At 65.3% G+C, this 18,968-nt stretch carries 16 protein-coding genes and 1 pseudogene; 12 read left to right on the top strand and 5 right to left on the bottom strand.

The window, feature by feature from the left end; genetic code table 11:
- Positions 1-100: 100 nt before the first annotated feature.
- From BX592_RS35190 to BX592_RS17695, 6 genes and pseudogenes are all read left to right on the top strand, one after another.
- Positions 101-298 (top strand): annotated as a pseudogene (locus BX592_RS35190) (type II toxin-antitoxin system ParD family antitoxin); the annotation flags it as partial.
- A gap of 180 nt (positions 299-478) precedes the next feature.
- A complete protein-coding gene (locus tag BX592_RS34475; protein ID WP_166676389.1) occupies positions 479-949 on the top strand; it encodes a CreA family protein in 471 nt (156 codons plus the stop codon).
- Between the two features lie 130 nt (positions 950-1,079).
- Positions 1,080-1,907, top strand: a complete 828-nt coding sequence (locus BX592_RS17680) for a helix-turn-helix transcriptional regulator (protein WP_134193099.1) — start codon at positions 1,080-1,082, stop codon at positions 1,905-1,907.
- A 213-nt stretch (positions 1,908-2,120) separates the two neighbouring features.
- Positions 2,121-2,795: an AzlC family ABC transporter permease gene (locus tag BX592_RS17685; RefSeq protein ID WP_134193150.1), complete on the top strand. Its 675-nt coding sequence runs from the start codon at positions 2,121-2,123 to the stop codon at positions 2,793-2,795.
- Positions 2,792-3,115, top strand: a complete 324-nt coding sequence (locus tag BX592_RS17690; RefSeq protein WP_134193100.1) for an AzlD domain-containing protein — start codon at positions 2,792-2,794, stop codon at positions 3,113-3,115. The genes BX592_RS17685 and BX592_RS17690 overlap by 4 nt, the downstream gene beginning before the upstream one ends.
- Positions 3,116-3,312: 197 nt before the next feature.
- Positions 3,313-4,089: a DUF4088 family protein gene (locus tag BX592_RS17695; RefSeq protein ID WP_134193101.1), complete on the top strand. Its 777-nt coding sequence runs from the start codon at positions 3,313-3,315 to the stop codon at positions 4,087-4,089.
- Between the two features lie 16 nt (positions 4,090-4,105).
- Here BX592_RS17695 and BX592_RS17700 read toward each other — a convergent pair whose 3' ends face one another.
- Entirely contained in the window at positions 4,106-6,406 is a 2,301-nt protein-coding gene (locus tag BX592_RS17700) for an ATP-dependent helicase (RefSeq protein ID WP_243849593.1), read from the bottom strand.
- A gap of 232 nt (positions 6,407-6,638) precedes the next feature.
- On the bottom strand, positions 6,639-7,070 hold the full coding sequence (locus BX592_RS17705; protein ID WP_134193102.1) for a hypothetical protein: 432 nt from the start codon (positions 7,068-7,070) through the stop codon (positions 6,639-6,641).
- A 335-nt stretch (positions 7,071-7,405) separates the two neighbouring features.
- On the opposite strand from BX592_RS17705, the gene BX592_RS17710 reads away from it, so the two are divergent.
- From BX592_RS17710 to fumC, 4 genes are all read left to right on the top strand, one after another.
- The gene (locus BX592_RS17710) at positions 7,406-7,624 is read left to right on the top strand and encodes an RNA-binding S4 domain-containing protein (RefSeq protein ID WP_134193103.1); all 219 of its coding nucleotides are present in this window, start codon (positions 7,406-7,408) and stop codon (positions 7,622-7,624) included.
- A gap of 156 nt (positions 7,625-7,780) precedes the next feature.
- The gene (locus BX592_RS17715) at positions 7,781-9,208 is read left to right on the top strand and encodes an MATE family efflux transporter (RefSeq protein ID WP_134193104.1); all 1,428 of its coding nucleotides are present in this window, start codon (positions 7,781-7,783) and stop codon (positions 9,206-9,208) included.
- Between the two features lie 584 nt (positions 9,209-9,792).
- Positions 9,793-11,391, top strand: coding sequence for a phospholipase D family protein (locus tag BX592_RS17720; RefSeq protein WP_134193105.1), 1,599 nt, complete (start codon positions 9,793-9,795; stop codon positions 11,389-11,391).
- 47 nt (positions 11,392-11,438) lie between these two features.
- Positions 11,439-12,839 carry a class II fumarate hydratase gene (gene fumC, locus BX592_RS17725; protein WP_134193106.1) on the top strand — a complete coding sequence of 467 codons (1,401 nt, stop codon included), beginning with the start codon at positions 11,439-11,441 and terminating at the stop codon, positions 12,837-12,839.
- Positions 12,840-12,984: 145 nt separating this feature from the next.
- Here fumC and BX592_RS17730 read toward each other — a convergent pair whose 3' ends face one another.
- Positions 12,985-13,491, bottom strand: coding sequence for an acyl-CoA thioesterase (locus tag BX592_RS17730; RefSeq protein WP_134193107.1), 507 nt, complete (start codon positions 13,489-13,491; stop codon positions 12,985-12,987).
- Positions 13,492-13,574: 83 nt separating this feature from the next.
- Positions 13,575-13,724 carry a hypothetical protein gene (locus BX592_RS33895; RefSeq protein ID WP_166676386.1) on the bottom strand — a complete coding sequence of 50 codons (150 nt, stop codon included), beginning with the start codon at positions 13,722-13,724 and terminating at the stop codon, positions 13,575-13,577.
- Positions 13,725-13,965: 241 nt separating this feature from the next.
- Between BX592_RS33895 and BX592_RS17735 the strand changes: the two genes are divergently transcribed.
- A complete protein-coding gene (locus BX592_RS17735) occupies positions 13,966-14,682 on the top strand; it encodes an ArsR/SmtB family transcription factor (RefSeq protein WP_134193108.1) in 717 nt (238 codons plus the stop codon).
- A 170-nt stretch (positions 14,683-14,852) separates the two neighbouring features.
- Positions 14,853-17,591, top strand: a complete 2,739-nt coding sequence (locus tag BX592_RS17740; protein ID WP_243849594.1) for a DUF6600 domain-containing protein — start codon at positions 14,853-14,855, stop codon at positions 17,589-17,591.
- 205 nt (positions 17,592-17,796) lie between these two features.
- Here BX592_RS17740 and BX592_RS17745 read toward each other — a convergent pair whose 3' ends face one another.
- Positions 17,797-18,768, bottom strand: a complete 972-nt coding sequence (locus BX592_RS17745; RefSeq protein WP_134193109.1) for a thymidylate synthase — start codon at positions 18,766-18,768, stop codon at positions 17,797-17,799.
- Positions 18,769-18,968 lie beyond the last annotated feature (200 nt).

Consider the following 18,968-nt stretch of genomic DNA (forward strand, 5'->3'; position numbering starts at 1 on the left):
CGCGTCGCGCAGCCCTTTTTGTTTTCAGCGGTTGCAATCGGGTTTGTTTCTGCAGTGCATGGCATACGATGCCAATCGAGGTGTCTGTTGGGTTGATACCATGCCTACCCGCAATGTCGTACTCACCGACCATCAGACCGCTTTCGTGGACCGATTGATCAAATCGGGGCGATACCAGAATGCAAGCGAAGTTTTGCGCGAAGGCTTGCGCCTCGTGGAACGCGAGGAAGCCGAAGCGAAGGCACGGATCAGCGCATTGCGAGATGCCGCTCGCACCGGGCTTTCCGATATAGCACGACGCGATGGATTTGCCTCGACATATTTCAGCGGTCGAGGGCGGCTAGCCGTTCGGCAGCTATGCCGGCAGCACGCCGACACCTCCGACCCGCGAAGCAGAGCCACCCTGGTTTACGATGTGGCTTTTTCCTCCGCCCTCCCAATGAAACCCACTCCGCTTCGCGCGCCGCGCGCGGTCTCGATGGTTCTCCCGATGCTCGTGACGATCGGCGCATCACTTGCCACGCCTGTCGCACGCGCCGAGGAAGTGGCAAGCGTCAACACCAATTTCCACATCACGGGCTCGGATCGCGTGGTGGTCGAGGCGTACGACGACCCGGCCGTCGAAGGCGTCACCTGCTATGTGTCGCGCGCCCGCACGGGCGGCATCAAAGGCACGCTCGGTATCGCCGAAGATCCGACCGAGGCGTCGATCGCGTGCCGTCAGGTCGGGTCGATCCGCTTCGCCGGCGGACCGCTGAAACAGCAAGCCGACGTGTTCACCGAAAGGATGTCGCTAATCTTCAAGACGCTGCACGTGGTGCGTGTCGTCGACGCGAAGCGCAATACGCTCGTCTATCTGACTTACAGCGACCGGGTCACGAGCGGCAGCGCGAAAAACAGCGTATCCGCGGTGCCGATGCCCGCCGGCACGACGATTCCGGTGAAGTGACGCACTGACGCACGCTAGCGCAATGGCGAACCGGCCCCGCGCATCTGAACGACCGCATCCCGGAAACGAAAGCTGTCTGTCTGACAACGGAAGCGCGCGGTAAACTACCGGATTGACCCGGACTTGCCCGATGACCACCACCCGTTTCCGCGATTCCGCCCGTTACTGGCGCACGCCGCTGTTACCCGGCGCGGACCTGCTCACGGCCGAATATCACGATCATGAGTTCACGCCGCATTGGCATGACGCGTACACGATTCCCGTGATCGAAGCGGGCGCGGAAACCTATCGGTATCGCGGGTCGCAGCACGTCGCCGAGGCGGGCAGCGTGCCGGTGATCAATCCAGGCGAACTGCACACCGGCTCGCGTGCGATGGACGAAGGCTGGCGTTACCGCGTGCTGTATGCCCCGGTCGATTACCTGCAGCAACTCGCGCAGGACATCGCAGGCGTCGTTCAGCCGTTGCCGTGGTTCAACCCCGATGTGATTCACGACATCGATCTCGCGCAGCGTCTGTCGCACGCACATCGTCTGCTCGAGGCCAACAGCGACCCGCTCGCCGCGCACGCGGCGATGCTCGATGCGCTGTCGACGCTGCTGGTGCGCTACGGCCGCACGAAGCCCGACACGCTCCAAAGCACCGCCGGCGATGCGCGCGTGCGCACGATGCAGGATCTGCTCAGCGAAACGCTCGCCGCCCCGGTGACGCTCGCCGAACTGGCCGACGCCGTCGACCTGTCGCCGTTTCACGCGGCTCGCCTGTTCTCACGCGCGACCGGCCTCGCGCCGCACGCATGGCGTAACCAGATCCGCTTGCAGCGCGCGCTCGCGCCGCTACGCGCGGGCGTATCGGTCACCGATGTCGCGGCCGACAGCGGATTCACCGACCAAAGCCACTTCACGCGGCACTTCCGTCGCATGTTCGGGGTGCCGCCGGGGCGCTGGCAGGGAACCTGAGTTCGTAGCAGGCCCGCCCGGCCACGGCGCCCGCTTTCGCAAGCGCGCCGCCAGCCAACCGCGCCAGGTACCCGCAGGAACCCGACCCGCACCGCAAGAACGTACAAGCGCACCACCGTCGCCACGCACTAAGCTGGCGGCGAGGAGGAAATCAGCTTGACGCCAACCCACCGTTTTCGTGAATTCATCGCCGGGGTGCGCGACACGATCCCGATGCTGATCGGCGCCGCGCCGTTCGGCGTAATCTTCGGCACGCTCGTCACGTCGGGTCCGCTACATCTGTTGCATGGGCAACTGATGTCGCTGACCGTATTCGCCGGCTCCGCGCAATTTATCGCGCTCGGTCTGATCGCCGGGCACGCGAGCTTGGCGGTGATCTGGGCGACGACGCTTGTCGTCAACCTGCGTCATCTGCTGTATAGCGCAACGCTTGCGCCGTACGTTGCGCACCTTCCGAAGCGCTGGCGCTGGGCGCTCGGCGGTCTGCTCACCGACGAGGTGTTCGCGGTCGCGTGGGCGCACTACCGGCTGCATCCGGCGGGCGCGGTCGGTCCGTACTACTTTTTCGGCTCCGGCTTGTCGATGTACCTGAACTGGCAGATCTTCACGCTCGCCGGTCTGCTGTTCGGCGCCGCGTTTCCCGGCCTGCAATCGCTCGGGCTCGACTTCGCGATGGTCGCGACATTTATCGCGATCGTCGTGCCGCAACTCGTCGCGCTGCGCTATATCGCGGCCGCCGTCACCGCGGGCGCGCTCGCGTTTTTCTGGCAGACGTGGCCGTTCAAGCTCGGACTGCTCGGCGCGGTATTCGCGGGGGTCGCGGTCGGCGTATTGCTTTCGCGGCCGCGCGCGCGGCGGCACAGCACCAGCAGGGAGATGTCGCGATGAACTATCTGCTGTTGATCGGCGGCATGGCGCTGATCACGTGGCTGATCCGCGCCGCGGTGTTCGTGCTCGGCGACCGGCTGGTGTTTGCGCCGCTCGTGCGCACAGCGCTCGGCTTCGTGCCGGTTACCGTGCTGACCGCGATTATCGTGCCGATGGCGGTGTCGCCGCACGGCGCCGGGGCCGAACTGACCTGGCGTAATCCACAACTGGTCGGCGCGCTCGCCGCGGTCGCCGTCAGCGCGCGGACAAAACGCCCGCTGCTGACGATCGCAGTCGGTCTGGCGGTGTTTTTTGTCTGGCAAGGCGTCGTGCTGAAATAGCCGTAACCTGAGTCCCTCAAGTTTCACTCCCCGCCGCCGTTAAACAATCGAGGTCCGTTACCCTGGCTAGCTCCCGCGAGCGCCCGGCCAGCGGACTTCGACCGTGCCGCACATCGCTAGACCGCCCTTCTCGCGGGGGCAAACCGCCGCTCTCGCGTACGCGATGCGCTGCACCGGATGACCAAACGGGATACGACATGGGGCAAATCACCCTTTCACTGAAGGACGAGACTGTCGTCTCGCTGCGCAAGGATTTCGACGCGTTTGTGCGCGTCTCGCAGAAGCTCGACTCGCAGTTCGCGACACCTTCGTTCGAAGATTTTCTACGCGCCAAGCTGCTCGACAGCATGGTGCCGCTGACCGAGCACGCGGTGCAGCGGATGCTACAGGGCGGCCAATACGCATGGGCGAAACGCACGCTCGACAAGGAGTTTCCTGACGTCGTCGCGATTTTGATGCGGCAGGCGACGGAATTCGGTTTTGCTTTCGCATCCCGCTCCGAATGGACGCCGGAGGAGCTGGCGAAACAATGCCGCGAATGGGCGACCGCGATCGTCAACGAGGCGCAGGCGAGCCCGCAATTGATCGACCCGCTGTCCGCACAGATCAAGTCCGCCGCGCAGGACATCCAGGCGGTCGAGGAATCGATGCAGACGCCCGCATGGCGGCTCGCGGAATCGCTGCGTCAGCGGGTGTATGAAGCGAAGGTCGCATGCGAAACGAGTTTCGGCAGCACCGCGCGCGAAAAGCTCGGCGAACTGCGCGGGCTGCTACGTCTCGGCATCACGCATGGGTCGTTTCAGAAGCAGGAAGCGCAGCAGATCATGGAATATCTGCGCCTGCTGAAGCCGGAGATTTTTGTCGAGGAGCCGTACGACGTGTTCACGCGCCTTGCCGCGTGGCTGCGTAATTTCTTTATGCCGGCGCCGCGTCCGCAGCCCTCCCAGCAACAGCAACAGCGGCAGCCGCGCTAAACGGCCGGCCCGCCGCTCAGTCCCACATCTTTCTGAGTTTCGCCGCGATCTCGACCTTCGCCTGGGCGGCCGCCGCCAGCCCTTTCGCGGATGGCGCGGCGGGCACGGGGGCCGGCGGCCATGCATATGCGTCGAACAGCGGCATCAGGTCCGCCGGAATGAAGCGCGTGCGCGACGCCCACACGTGCCGGTCGCCGAGATGCGTCTGATTGTGCACATAGAAGCGCTGCGGCACGATCAGATGCAGATCTTCCTTCGCGCGCGTCATCGCGACATAAAGCAGGCGCCGTTCCTCGTCGATCTCCTCGTCGCTGCCGGTGCCCAGGTCCGACGGAATGCAGCCGTCGACACCGTTCAGCACGAATACGTTGCGCCACTCCTGCCCTTTCGCTGAGTGGATGGTCGACAGGATCAGATAGTCCTCGTCGAGCAGCGGCACGCCGGACTCGCCGCTCGTCGCGTCCGGCGGATCGAGCGTCAGCTCGGTCAGGAAGCGTTCGCGCGATGCGTACGTGCCGGCGATGCTTTCCATTTGCAGCAAGTCCGCGTGCCGCACCATCGCATCTTCATGGTTGCGCTCGAGATGTGGCTCGTACCAGCGGCGGATCAGTTCGAATTCGGCGGGCCACGGCGTCGCGCGTTCGCCGAGCGTCGACATCAACGCGACGAAGGCCGGCCAGTCTTCGTGTGCGCGCGCTGGAGGGGTAAAGGCGGCAAGCGCGTGGGCGGTAACGCGGGTTCCGTTTGTGCTATGCAAGGCTGGAATGTCACTTGTGCCATTGGCGTTGCTTGTGCCGTTGGCGGTGCCGACGCGGCTCGCGTCGTCCACGCCGCCCGCGCCACCCGTACTATGCGCGTCGCCCGTACTGTTCGCGGCGCTGTCGTCGCCCGCCGCAACAGAAGCGGCCGTCGCCACACCTGCCGCCACATCCAGCACGCGCGCCGCGGTCGCCGGCCCAACGCCCGGCAGCAACTGCACGACGCGAAAACCCGCGACGCGATCGCGCGGATTCTCCGCCCAGCGCAGCACCGCAAGCACGTCCTTCACATGCACGGAGTCAAGAAATTTGAGTCCGCCGAATTTGACGAACGGGATATTGCGCCGGGTCAACTCAATCTCGAGCGCGGCGCTATGGTGCGCCGCGCGAAACAGCACCGCCTGCGACTTCAGCTTCACCCCGGCTTCGCGCGCGGCCAACACCTGCTCGACGACATAACGCGCCTGCGTCGCGTCGTCGGCAACCGTGACGAGGCGCGGCCGCTGTGCGGACGCCTTGTCGGTCCACAAATTTTTGGTGAAGCGTTCGGACGCGAGCCCGATCACCGCGTTCGACGCGCTGAGAATCGGCTGCGTCGACCGGTAGTTGCGCTCGAGCGTCACCTGCGTCGCGGGAGGATCGAAATGCGCGGGGAAATCGAGAATATTGCGCACGGTCGCGCCGCGAAACGAATAGATCGACTGCGCGTCGTCGCCGACCACCGTGAGCCCGCGGCCATCCGGTTTCAGCGCGAGCAGGATCGACGCCTGCAAGCGGTTCGTATCCTGATACTCGTCGACCAGCACGTGATCGAAGCGGCTGGACAGGTCCGCGGCGATCGACGGCTCCGCAGCCATATGCGACCAGTAAAGCAGAAGATCGTCATAGTCGAGCACGCTTTGCTTCTGCTTTGCATCGACATACGCGGCGAATAGCGCGCGCAGGTCCGCCTCCCAGTCGCGGCACCATGGAAACGCGCTATGCAGCACGTCGCCGAGCGACGCGCCGGTATTCACCACGCGCGAATAGATCGAAAAACACGTCGACTTCGACGGAAAGCGCCGCTCTTTCGCCGACAGGCCGAGTTCGTGTCGCACGAGGTTCATCAGGTCGGCGGAGTCTTCGCGATCGTTGATCGTGAAGGTCGGCGCGAGGCCGATCAGGTCCGCATACTCGCGCAGCAAACGCGCGCCGACGCTGTGAAATGTGCCCGACCACGTGAGCCCTTGCGCGAGCGCCGCGCGTGCGCCGAGTGCTTCACCGGCGATGCGCGTCACGCGGCGCGTCATTTCGTCAGCCGCACGGCGCGAGAACGTGAGCAGCAGAATGCGGCGCGGATCCGCGCCCTTCACCACCAGATTCGCGACGCGGTGCGCGAGCGTACTGGTCTTGCCGGAACCCGCGCCGGCGATCACAAGCAACGCTCCAGCCGCACACGTGACATCGTCGGCGCCGTGCTCGACGGCGGCGCGCTGTTGATCGTTGAGTTTCGCCAGCCATGCAGCGATGCCGGGTGCGTCGGCACCCGGTGCATTCACGCCCGACGCCAACGTGCTCACATCCGGCGCACCGGCCCCTGATGCATCCGCACCCGGCGCATCGGCCCGGGACGCGGTCGAAGAACCCACGGATGCGGACAAGGATTCGGACAGGATAGCGGTGGCGGAACGCACGGCGTGCAGATGGAACGGAAGTCAGGGCGACGCATACTGTATATCCATACAATGTACGGCGGCAAGCGCCCTTTTTTTATCGCGCTTCACCGCCCTATGGGGACGCGCCAGCTAATGCTCAGTGCCTGTTTTCATCGTCCGGCACCTGCACACCTTGGCCCGACTGCGTCTGACTCTTCAGCCTGTTCGTCGCGGCCTGCCGGTCCGCCTGTCGATTGGCGTTCGCGTTGTTCATCTGGGCCTTGCGCTGCGCGTTCGCGCCTTTCTTCGCATCGTGGTATTCGGTGTTGGCCTTTGCATCGGCATCGCGCTTTTGCACGAGCGGGTCCGGCGGCGCCGGGGCCGTCAACGTCTGTCGCGACTGTGCTTGCGGCGGCGCAGGGGCCGGCATCTGCACACCTTGCGCGGCCGGCGCGCTCGGCGGCGCGGTTTGCTGCGCCACAGGCGCCTGCGGTACGGCCGGCGCTTGCGTGGAAGTCTGCGCAATGGCGGCCGCCGTGCCCAGCGCGGCAATCGAGCCGCCGATCAGCAGCGAACGTAGCGGTTTCATGGCGATCCTCTCTGAAGATTGTTAGCCTGACGTGGCTCAACGAAGCCAGCACGACACACGGGCATGTGCGCTCAGCTCATGCGAAACGCAGCACGTTATCCCGAAGACCCTGGTTTTTTGAGAGAGGTTCGTCAAAAATCGTCGTTGTTACGTACAGTTTCATTTCCTGACATCTGCATAACATTCAGATATCGGCGAGCCCTCGGCGCACCCGCAGCCTCTCCGTCCAGAACCGGGGCGACGTGACGAACGCTTTGGCTTATGATGCGAATCCCTTTCCGTTCGTTTCGCGCGCGCACTGCTGCATCGTTCAGCGCGCGAAGGCCGCAACCGCCATGCCCAACCTCGATTTCACCCTGACCGGCGACTACGTCGAATTGCACAATCTGCTGAAGCTGACCGGTCTCGCGGACAGCGGCGGGTCTGCAAAGGCGCTGGTCGCATCCGGCGCCGTGACCGTCGATGGCCAGGTCGAACTACGCAAAACGTGCAAGATCCGCGCGGGCCAGGCCGTGCTGCTCGGCGATACCCGCATCGCCGTCCACGAAGCATGAACGCACCCCATCGCGCACGCACCGCTCGGCCGAAAGGCCCCGAAAAACGCGCCTGCTGATCGACAGCCGCCACGCGACGCAATAAGCTGTTCGTTTTAACAAAAACATTACATGCGGCGCACGCATTGCCGTGCGGCGCCGCGCCGGCATGCCGCCATGTCCCAACAAACCGGTCTCTCCCGCCTGCTTGCCGCGCCGCCGTCGCTGACACGCCACGCGGCCGACACCGCGCGTCTCGCGGCGCCGCTCGCAATCGCGCAACTGTCGCAGATGGCGATGAGCGTCACCGACACCGTGCTGCTCGGTTCGCTCGGCCCGGACGCGCTCGCGGCGGGCGGCCTCGGCGCGAACCTGTTCTTCGTCGTGGTGACGCTGCTGCAGGGCGTGCTGACTTCCGTCAGCGTCAGCGTCGCGCATGCGCGCGGCGCGCAGGCGGACGACCGCGTGCCGGACATCTACTGGACCGGCTTTGCGCTGTCGATGCTGCTGGCTGTGCCAGCCTTCGTGCTGCTGTCGTTCGCCACACCAATCCTGACCACCTTCGGCGAACCCACGGTGCTCGCGCAGCACATCGGCGAGTACTGCGCGGTGCTGCGCTGGGGCGCGCCCGCGAGCCTGATCGGCGTCGGGCTGATGCGCTCGTTTCTGCCGGCGATCGGCGCGGCGAAGCGTCTGTTGTGGGTGTCGCTCGGCAGCGTCGTGTTCAACGGGTTTCTGAACTATGGGCTGATTCATGGCGCGTATGGATTGCCGCGCCTAGGCTTTCTCGGTTCGGCCGTCGCGACAACGGTCACGATCTGGCTTTCCGCGTTGATGCTGATGGCGTTGCTGCATCTGCGGCCGCGCTACCGGCACTTCGTCGCCGCGGTGCGGCCGAACGTGCCGCTGATGGGCGAGCTATTCGGCATCGGCTGGCCCGTCGCGATCACCTATGGCGTCGAATCGCTGCTCTTTCTCGCGACCGGGCTGACGGTGGGTCTGTTCGGAGAATCGCAGCTTGCCGCGCATCAGATCGCGCTGAACGTCGCGTCGGTGTCGTTTATGGTGCCGCTTGCGATCGGCCAGGCGGCGAACGTGCGGGTCGGCTACTGGTCCGGTGCGGGCCTGCCGCTCGAGGCGCGCCATGCGGGTTTCGTCGCACTCGGACTCGGTGTCGGTTTCATGTCGCTATCCGGACTCGTGATGGTCGCCGCGCCGCATTGGATCGTCGGCCTGTACCTGCATCTGGACGATCCCGCCAATGCGCGCACGGTTGCGCTCGCGAGTTCGCTGCTCGGTGTCGCAGCCATTTTCCAGATCGTCGACGGCATGCAGACGGTCGGCTCCGGGTGTCTGCGCGGGCTCAAGGACACCCGCGTGCCGATGCTGGTCGCGACCTTCGGCTACTGGGGCATCGGTTTTCCGACCGGCTACCTGCTCGCGTTTCACTTCGACCTGGGCGCGCGCGGACTGTGGTGGGGTCTCGCCGCGGGGCTCGCGAGCGTCGCGTTGCTGATGACGCTGCGCTTTCACTGGAAGAGCGCGAAATATATTGCGTCGCATGCGCAGATCGCCGCGCATCGAAGCGCGTCGGCGCAGCAGTAGTCCCGCGGTTCGACCGCTAGTTCGACCGCCAGTCCGATCCGCCAGTCGTGTTCGTTTCCCGCAACGGCCTTCACGGGTCGTTGCGCATTCAACTAACGATGACGACGCGCAACCCCGATTGCGCGTCCGCCAATTGCCCAGGTCTGCATACGTTCGCCGCCAGGTTTGCCGCTACCTGCGCTGCACCCGGTTCGCACTCCAGCACGCAACCCGCCCGGCATCATCGTCGAGCGCCACGGTGCGGTGCTTCGGCAAACGCGAAGGAGGATCGCGAAGCCCGGTCGACGTCCATCGCACAGCAACACGTCGACGCTCTCCCGTCGGCAAACGCTTGCTATCTTGCCGCCCCGGTTTGCCGATTTTTCGTAGAATGGCCTTCCCAACGTAAGGCCTCGCATCGCCAGGCGTTTGCGCGATGTCCAATCGGGAGGAACAGTGTGCCGACGTATCACCGTGATGATCGCGATGCTTCGCTATACCGCGCGTGGCCCGCGCTTTCTGTTTTTGCTCTGTTCACCCGTCCGTTCGTCTCGTTTCGTTCCGTCTTTTTTTCCGCGTGTGGTGCGCCACGCACCGCATCCCGCATGCTGCCCCGCGCGACGTTCGTAATCGCCGCGGCGGCGGCCGTCACCGCGATAAGCGGCTGCGCGACACGTCCGCCCGCTTCATCGCTCGACCGGCCGGTCACGCATGCACTGCCGCAATCCGCCGCGACGCCGCTCGCCGCCGCGCTGGCCGCACCCGAAGCGGCCCATCCCGACGAGTCGGGTTTCCGCGTGTTGCCCAATGGCACCGAAGCGCTGCAGATGCGCATCGCGCTCGCGCGCGCCGCGACTCAAACCCTCGACATGCAGTACTACATCGCAAATGAGGACACCACCGGCAAGCTGCTGCTCGCGGCCGCGCTCTATGCGGCCGACCATGGCGTGCGCGTGCGGATGCTGGTCGACGACCTGAATTTCAAGGACCTCGACGATGTGATGGCCGCGCTCAACACGCATCCGAACATCGAGATTCGCGTATTCAATCCGTTCGGCGGCGCGCAAAGCAGCCTGTATCAGCGCACGTCGAATATCTTCACGCAGATCGGCAGCTTCACGCGCCGCATGCACAACAAGGCGATGATCGCCGACAACCAGCTCGCGATTGTCGGCGGCCGCAATCTCGGCGACGAGTACTTCAGCGCGAGCCCGACGCTGCAGTTCCGCGACATCGACGTGCTCGCCGCCGGCCCGGTTACCGCGCACATCTCCGCGAGCTTCGACGAATACTGGAACGACAGTAGCGCGTATCCGCTGCGCGCGTTAAACAAGCAGAAATTCGACCCCAAGCAGCTTGATGAGACACGCGACGCATTGCGCAAGCATTGGCACGACAACGCGGACCCGTACAACGCGAAGCCGTTGAACGCGACTCCGCTCGCCGCGCAGATCGAAAAAGACGAACTCGGCCTCACGTGGGCGCATGCGGAATTCAACGCCGATTCACCGGCAAAGGTGCGTGAGCCGGTCGACGATTACCAAAGCCCGGTGATCGCACGCATTCGCGATCTGGTCGACCATGCGCGGCACGAAGTGCTGATCACGTCGCCGTACTTTGTGCCGCACGATGCGGGCGTCAAGGTGCTGTCCGACGTCGCCGCGCGCGGCGTCAAGGTGAAGGTGCTGACCAACTCCCTTGCCGCAACCGACGCGGTCGCGGTGCAGGCCGGCTATAGCCCGTATCGGGAGCCGCTGCTGCGGGCCGGGGTCCAGTTGTACGAGTTCAAACCGGTCCAGCAGGAAAGCGTGCGCACCGGCATGTTCGGTTCGCGCTCGCGCGCGAGCCTGCACGCGAAGACACTCGTATTCGATCGCAACACGCTGGTGATCGGCTCGATGAATCTCGATCCACGCTCCGCGCATCTGAACACCGAACTGGGGCTCGTCATCTACAGCGCGCCGCTCGCCGCACAGGTCGCCGAACTGTTCGACCGCGTGACCGGACCGCAATCGAGCTACCACGTGACACTTGCCGATCCGTCGACTTACTTCTTCCGCGGGTCCGCGAGCCATTCCGATCTCGAGTGGACCGACGAGGAAGATGGCCATCTCGTCACCTACTCCGTCGATCCCAACGCTGGTCTCTACCGGAATGTGCTGACAGGTTTATTCTTGCTGTTGCCAGTCGACGAGCAGCTTTAACGGTACGCGACGCGCGCCGTCGCCATTCATTCAAGCGGAGTGAAATCATGACCGAAGCAGTACGGATGGAACGCGATACGTTCGGCGAAATCGCCGTGCCGAACGATCGGCTATGGGGCGCGCAGACTCAGCGCTCGCTACAGAATTTCCGCATCTCGACCGAAAAGCAGTCGCCGGAACTGATTCATGCGCTCGCGCTGATCAAGCGCGCGGCCGCCGAAGTGAATCTCGGTCTCGGCGTGCTGGATGCGAACAAGGCAAAGGCAATCGTTCATGCGGCCGACGAAATCATCGAAGGCAAGCATGCCGGCGAATTTCCGCTGGCGGTCTGGCAAACCGGGTCGGGCACGCAGACCAATATGAATCTCAACGAAGTGATCGCGAACCGCGCCAGCGAATTGCTCGGCGGCGAGCGTGGCGAAGCGCGTCTCGTGCATCCAAACGACGATGTGAACCGCGGCCAGTCGTCGAACGACGTGTTTCCGACCGCGATGCATATCGCCGCCGCGGTCGGCATCGTCAAGCACCTGCTGCCCGCGCTGAAGACGTTGCGCGACACGCTCGACAGCAAGGCGAGCGCATTCGCCGACATCGTGAAGATCGGCCGCACCCATTTGCAGGACGCGACGCCGCTCACGCTGGGTCAGGAGTTCTCCGGTTACGTCGCGCAGCTCGACCAGGGCATGCGGCATGTCGAAGCGACGCTGCCGCATCTGTATCAGCTGGCACAGGGCGGCACCGCAGTCGGCACCGGTCTTAATGCGCATCCGCAGTTCGCGGATCAGGTCGCGGCGGCGATCGCGAAGCTGACCGGCCAGCCATTCGTGTCCGCGCCGAACAAGTTCGAGGTGATGGCCGCGGCCGACGCACTGGTGTTCGCGCACGGCGCGCTAAAGACCGTTGCCGCGAGCCTGATGAAGATCGCAAACGACATCCGCTGGCTCGCGAGCGGCCCGCGCTGCGGTCTCGGCGAACTGTCGATTCCGGAGAACGAGCCAGGCAGCTCGATCATGCCGGGCAAGGTGAACCCGACACAATCCGAAGCGATGACGATGCTGTGCTGCCAGGTGTTCGGTAATGACGTCGCGGTGAACGTCGGGGGCGCGAGCGGCAACTTCGAGCTCAACGTGTTCCGGCCGATGATCGCGCATAACGTGCTGCAATCGATCCGTCTGCTCGCGGACGGCGCGCATAGCTTCAACGACAACTGCGCAGTGGGCATCGAGCCGAATCACGAACGCATCGATACGCTGCTCAACGAATCGCTGATGCTCGTGACCGCGCTCAACCCGCATATCGGCTACGACAAGGCCGCGCAGATCGCAAAGAAAGCGCACAAGGAAGGCACCACGCTGAAAGCGGCTGCGCTTGCGCTCGGACATCTGACCGAGCAGCAGTTCGATGAATGGGTGCGGCCGCACGAGATGGTCGACCATGTGAAGCGCTAATCAGCGCGACGCGGTGTCCGGGTGGCAACATGCGCTTACCCGGGCACCGCGTTGAATACGAGCCGCCATCCCGGCTCGCAGGTTGTGCGATTGCGATCGGATATCGCTTGCCGCGGCAACGCTCGCGACACGTCGCACGTCAATGTCAGACCTTCCCCTGCGCCACTTCTTCGGGCTTCAACTCGACGATTGCATCGAGTGCCGCTTTCACGTCCATTGCGTACCTTGCAAGACGCTGCTGTTCGTCGGTGACCGGCACATACTCGGGCACCGGCACCGGATGACCGTTCTCATTGACGGCCACCATCACAACGAGGCAATCGGTGGTTTGCAACAGTTCGCCGCCCTTCGGATCGCCGGCGCACACCGACACGTGGATATGCATGCTGGTGCGGCCGGTCGCGACGACGCGCGCGCGCAGTTCGACCATATTGCCGACGAGAATCGGCCGGCGAAACCGGATATTGCCGACGCTTACCGTCACGCAGTAGCGTCCGGACCAGACCGCCGAGCACGCGTACGCGGTCTCGTCGATCCATTTCATCAGCGCGCCGCCGTGCACCTTGCCGCCGAAGTTGACCGAGGTCGGCTCGGCAAGGAAGCGGAACGTCGTTTCCGAACGATCCAGCGGCGCGTTGGGTGGGGTGCTCATCTTGACTCCGGTCGATCTGCGAATTGAAAGGAGCCGATTATACGAGCGCCGTGCGATCTCCGTATGCGAGCCGGGGACAGACTTTACTTGCGGACCGTGACGCCCTCGTCGATCGTGCCGTACATCGTGATGCTGCCGGACGAACCGCCGACCGGCGTGCTTGCGCCGCTTTGCGCGCAAGCGGCGCACGACAGCACGACAAGGACCGCGCAAGCGGTGAGGATGATTTTCATAGGACTTTGCTGCTCAGACGAAACCTGCTTCGATTTTAGCCTGGCGGGCTTGCACGACGCGGAATGGCCGGGCCGCGTCAGGCCGGGCTGCGTCAGGCCGGGCTGCGAATAGCCGGGCCGCTCGCGGCCAGACAGGCCCGAACATCCGATATTTCGTGTGAGGCTGAAACGTCGAATGCAGCGCGCGAGTACAGTGAACCTGTGCCCGCAAGGCCCCCTTCATCAGATTGAGGTGATTCCGATGTCCAATCCGCTTACCGACGCAGCCGGCCATTTCCCGGGATTGAGCCGGATCGGTGCGCTACTGTCCGACCCCGGCCGCGCCACGATGCTATGGGCGCTGATGGACGGCAGCGCGCGGCCCGCAGGTGAACTGACGCTGATCGCCGGGCTGTCGCCGTCAGCCGCAAGCGCTCACCTCGCGCGCCTCACCGACGGCGGCTTGCTCGCGCTCGAAGTGCGCGGACGGCATCGCTATTACCGGATCGCATCGACGGATATCGCCGCGTCGATCGAAGCGCTCGCGAATGTCGCACAGGCCGCCGCGCCGCAACGGCCGACGCCGCACCCGGTGCGGACCGTGCCCGTCGATATGCGCTACGCGCGCACCTGTTACGACCATATGGCCGGCGAACTGGCGGTACGTGTGTACGAACGGCTGGTCGGCGGCGGGCTCCTGACGGCTGACGGCGACACGCTCGATGCGACACCCGCCGGCGCGCAACAACTGGCAGGCTGGGGAATCGACGTCGAGAGCCAGCGCGCGCTGCGGCGCCGTTTCGCGTGCACATGCCCGGACTGGAGCGAACGGCGTCCGCATCTGGGCGGCGCGCTCGGCGCGGCGCTGCTCGATGCGTGGTCGTCGCACGGGTGGGTCGAGCGCGCCGAGCGGCCGCGCGTGCTACGCGTGACGCCCGCCGGTCACCGTCATTTCAACGACTTCCTGCGCGGCGCATAATGCGAAACCTTTGCGCACCGCCGCGCTTCGCGAAGCGGTTGCGCATTGGGGGACACGTCTTGTTACAGCACAGGCCGGGTGACTTACAAAAGAACGAGTCTTGAAATACGCGCCGCAGGTACAGTGACTTCACACGGTGCCGACTTACGTGGCATCCGACGGAGTCACCAATGAAAACTCACACACACCATTCTTCGTCACACCGAATCGCTGACCCTGCTGTTCATGCCGTCGTTGGATCCGGCCCCGTTGAAAACCGGGGCCACGCGGAGATCCGGCCAGACACTCGCGCGCCGCGGTCGCGGGCCGCTTCGCCCGCTGCTTCGTTCACGACCGCGACGGTCCTCGCGGCGGTTGCCGCAGCGCTGTTCGCGACGGCCGCCGCGCCCTCCGCTTTCGCGCAGGACGAACCGCCACCGCCGCCGGACGCCGCGCAACAATCCCCGCCACCCGGCGCACAGCCCGCGGACGCACAAGATGCCGACCCTCCGGGCCGCGTCGCGCGTCTGAACTACATGGCGGGCACGGTCACCACCGAGCCGGCTGGCGCGACGGACTGGTCGTACGCGCAGGTCAACCGGCCGCTGACGACCGGCGACCAGCTGTGGAACGACAAAGGCGCGCGCTCCGAACTGCATATCGGCTCGACTGCCGTGCGGTTGGGCGAATCGACCAATCTCGATGTCCTCAATCTCGATGACGACAGCACGCAACTGAAGGTTGCGCAAGGCACGCTGTCGACGCGCGTGCGCGAACTGCCGGCTGGCGGCGCGTATGAAATCGACACGCCGAATCTGGCGCTCGGCATTGGCGCGCCGGGCGACTACCGCGTGGATGTTGCGCCGGACGGTAGCGAGACGACCGTCACCGTGCGCAGCGGCAGCGCGACCGTGTACGGCGACGGCGGCCAGGTGCCGATCGCCGCAGGCCAACAGATCCGCTTTTCCGGCACCAACCTGCAGCAGGTCGCGGCGAACGGCGCGCCCGCGCCCGACGCGCTCGATCAATGGGCCGCGAGCCGCGATGCGGCGGAAGACAGCTCGTTATCCGCGCGTTATGTATCGCGCGACGTGCCCGGCTATCAGGATCTCGATGCGAACGGCACATGGCGCCAGGACCCGCAGTACGGCGCGGTGTGGACGCCGAATCAGGTGCCGGCCGGCTGGGCGCCCTATCAGGACGGCCATTGGGTCTGGCAGGCGCCGTGGGGGTGGACGTGGGTCGACGACGCGCCGTGGGGCTTCGCGCCGTATCACTACGGCCGCTGGGCGTATATCGGCAATTCGTGGGCGTGGGTGCCGGGCGAGATCGTCAGCGAGCCACCGGTCTATGCACCGGCGCTCGTCGCGTTTGTCGGCGACGGCGGCGGTGGTGTGGACTACGGCGTGAGCCTCGCCGTCGGCGGCGTCGCGACCGCCGGACTCGCGTGGTTCGCACTCGGTCCGGGCGAACCTTGGCATCCGCATTGGGGAGGTCACGGTCACGACTGGAGCCCGCACTACTACGATCGCGTGAACCGGCCGATCTACGGGCACAACCACAATTTCCATAACACGTACGTGAACTACCATGCGCCGCATGCGGTGACCTGCGTGCCGGCGACCGCGTTCGTGCATGGCCAGCCGGTCAATCGCTTTGCGCAGAAGGTCGATCCGCGACAGTGGCATAACGCGCGCTTCAGCGCCGGCGCGCCCGGCATTGCGCCCGTGCGGCAAAGCTTCGGTCCCGGTCTGCGCAACGCCGCGTACCGGCCGCCCGCGACGGCGATGGCACGCCCGGTTGTCGCGACGCGTCGGCCGGATGTGCCGCCCGCGTATCGCGATCAGCTCGCGCAGCGGTTTGCGCGAGGCGGCGGTCGCGTGCCGGGTGCGGGAAGCCCTGTCGTGCACGCGACGGTGCCAGCGAATTTCGGCGGCCGCCGGATCGGCGATGCCGGCGGGGCGCAACCGAACGTGCGGCTGGTCGCCGCGCGTGGGCCGGGCTCGGCGCAACACGCGCCGATGGGGCTGCAGCAGCGGCCTGGCATGCCGCCGCAAGCCGCGATTGCGAACGGCGGGCAGCGCGGTGAGCCGCGTGGTGAGCCGGGTCGGCAACCGAATGGGCATCCGAATGGGCAACCGTTCGGGCAGATCAACGGACAGCCCAATGGCGTGCCGCATTCGCAGCCGTTTGCAGCCGGCGCACCCTCGCAAGGCCGCCCGCCGATGCCGGGTCAAGCGGGCGCCGGCGCGCAGCAACCGAACGCACAAGCAACGCGACCGGGCAACGGCGTACCGCGGCCGCCGCAATTCGCGGGCGGCAATGCCGTCAACCACGCGGGTACTCAATGGGGTAATCAGCAGCCAGGCTCGCACGGTCAGCCGTCGTGGACTCAACCGCATACGCCGCTCGCGCAGCAGCGCGGTGAACCATCGGGTGGTCGGCCGGGACAACAGCCGTTCGCGCAGGGAGGCCGTCCGCCGCAAATGCAGGGACAGCCGCAAGGGCAACCGCAGGCGCAAGCGTACGCGCATCCGCAGCAGCGGCCGGACTTCAATTCGCAGGCGAACGTACCGCGCGCGCAGGCGCAGGGTCAAGGTCAAGGCCAAGCGCAGCAACACGCGCCGCGACCGGACTTCCGTCCGCCTCAGGCGCAGCAGGCGGTTCAACAGCCACGGCAGGAGTTTCATCCACAGCCGGTGCAGCAGCCAGGACCGCAACAACCGGTGCAACATCCGCGGCAGGAGTTTCACCCGCAGCAGGTTCAGCAACCGCGGCCGCAACCGGTGCAGCAACCACGGCCGCAGCAGGTCCAGCAGCAACGACCGAGACCGCAACCGGTACAGCAACCGCGTCCGCAGCCTCAACCGCATCAGGAACAACGCACGACCGGCGGCGGTGGCGGACACGACGACCACCGCCACGGCTAGGCCGCGGCAGTATCTGAATCGCGCCGCCCCGCAAGGCAAAGGCCCGCCGCAATAAAATCGCGGCGGGCCTTATCGTTAGGTACTCGCGAATTCCGGCGTAAATAAGGACAACAGGGAGCGGCATTAGCGCGCGCACTGTCGCCACACCGTCACCGCAGTTGAACACCGCTCCTACGCAAAGGCGCCCGACGCGACGCCCGGATGTTCAAATCGCCATCGGCGCGGTCAACGGCTCATGGTGCTGATACCCGACCAGCGTGAAATCCGACGGCTCCACCTGTTCAAGCCACTGCGGCTCATACACACCGGTCTTCGCATACTCCGGCACGCGCCCGGCAATCTCGAGACGTGGGCTCGGATACGGCTCGCGCGTCAATTGCTGCTGCAGCATCTCGAGCTGGTTTTCGTAGATATGCGCATCGCCGATGAAATACGTAAACCAGCGCGGCGTATAGCCAGTCAACCGGCCAACCAGATGCAGCAGCGCCGCGCCTTCCGCAAGATTGAACGGCGTGCCAAGACCGATATCGTTGCTGCGGATATACAGGCACAGCGAGATCTCGCGCTTCGCCGCATTCGGCAGAAACTGGTACAGCAAGTGGCATGCGGGCAGCGCAATCTGGTCAAGCACCGCCGGGTTCCACGCATGAAACAGAATCCGGCGGTCGGATGGGTTGCGCAAGATCGTGTCGAGGCATTCGCGCAGCTGGTCGATTGCCTTGTAGAGCAGCACCTTGCGACTGCCGCCCTCCTCGAACCCGGTCACCGGTTGAAATCCGCGCGCGGCCGCATCTTCGAGCTGCGCGGTCGCGGTTGCGTCGAGCACCTTGTAGGCGGGCCATTGACGCCACTGCACGCCGTAGACGTCGCCGAGGTCGTCCGGACCCTCACGATACGGATTCGCGAGCCATTGCGGGTTTTCGTTCGCGTTCGCGTCCCACACCTTGCAGCCGAGCGCGCGAAACTGCGCGGCGCTACGCGACGCGCGCAGGAAACCGACCAGTTCGCCGATCGCCGATTTGAAGGCCAGCTTCTTGGTGGTCACGGCCGGAAAGCCCTGCTGCAAATCGAAGCGCAACATCGCCCCCGGCATGCTGATCGTGCGGATGCCGGTGCGATTCTCCTGCCAGCTGCCGGTGTCGAGAATCGTGCGGACGAGGTCGAGATACTGTTTCATGCGGGTTCCTTCGGCATGGCGCCGCTGTCAACGAAGCGGCGCCGGCGACGTCGGATGACGACGGGAAACCCGGATTCTAGCAAGCTTGGACAGACGCGCTGCAGGCGCGTAAAGCAGATGCGCGCTCGCCGGTCGCGCGAGCGGATATGCCGGCCAGGGAAGGGACAGCCAGCAGCACCGTGACCGAACGCTGGACTTGA

The organism is Paraburkholderia rhizosphaerae (assembly GCF_004366595.1).
In the GTDB taxonomy this organism is placed as follows: domain Bacteria; phylum Pseudomonadota; class Gammaproteobacteria; order Burkholderiales; family Burkholderiaceae; genus Paraburkholderia; species Paraburkholderia rhizosphaerae.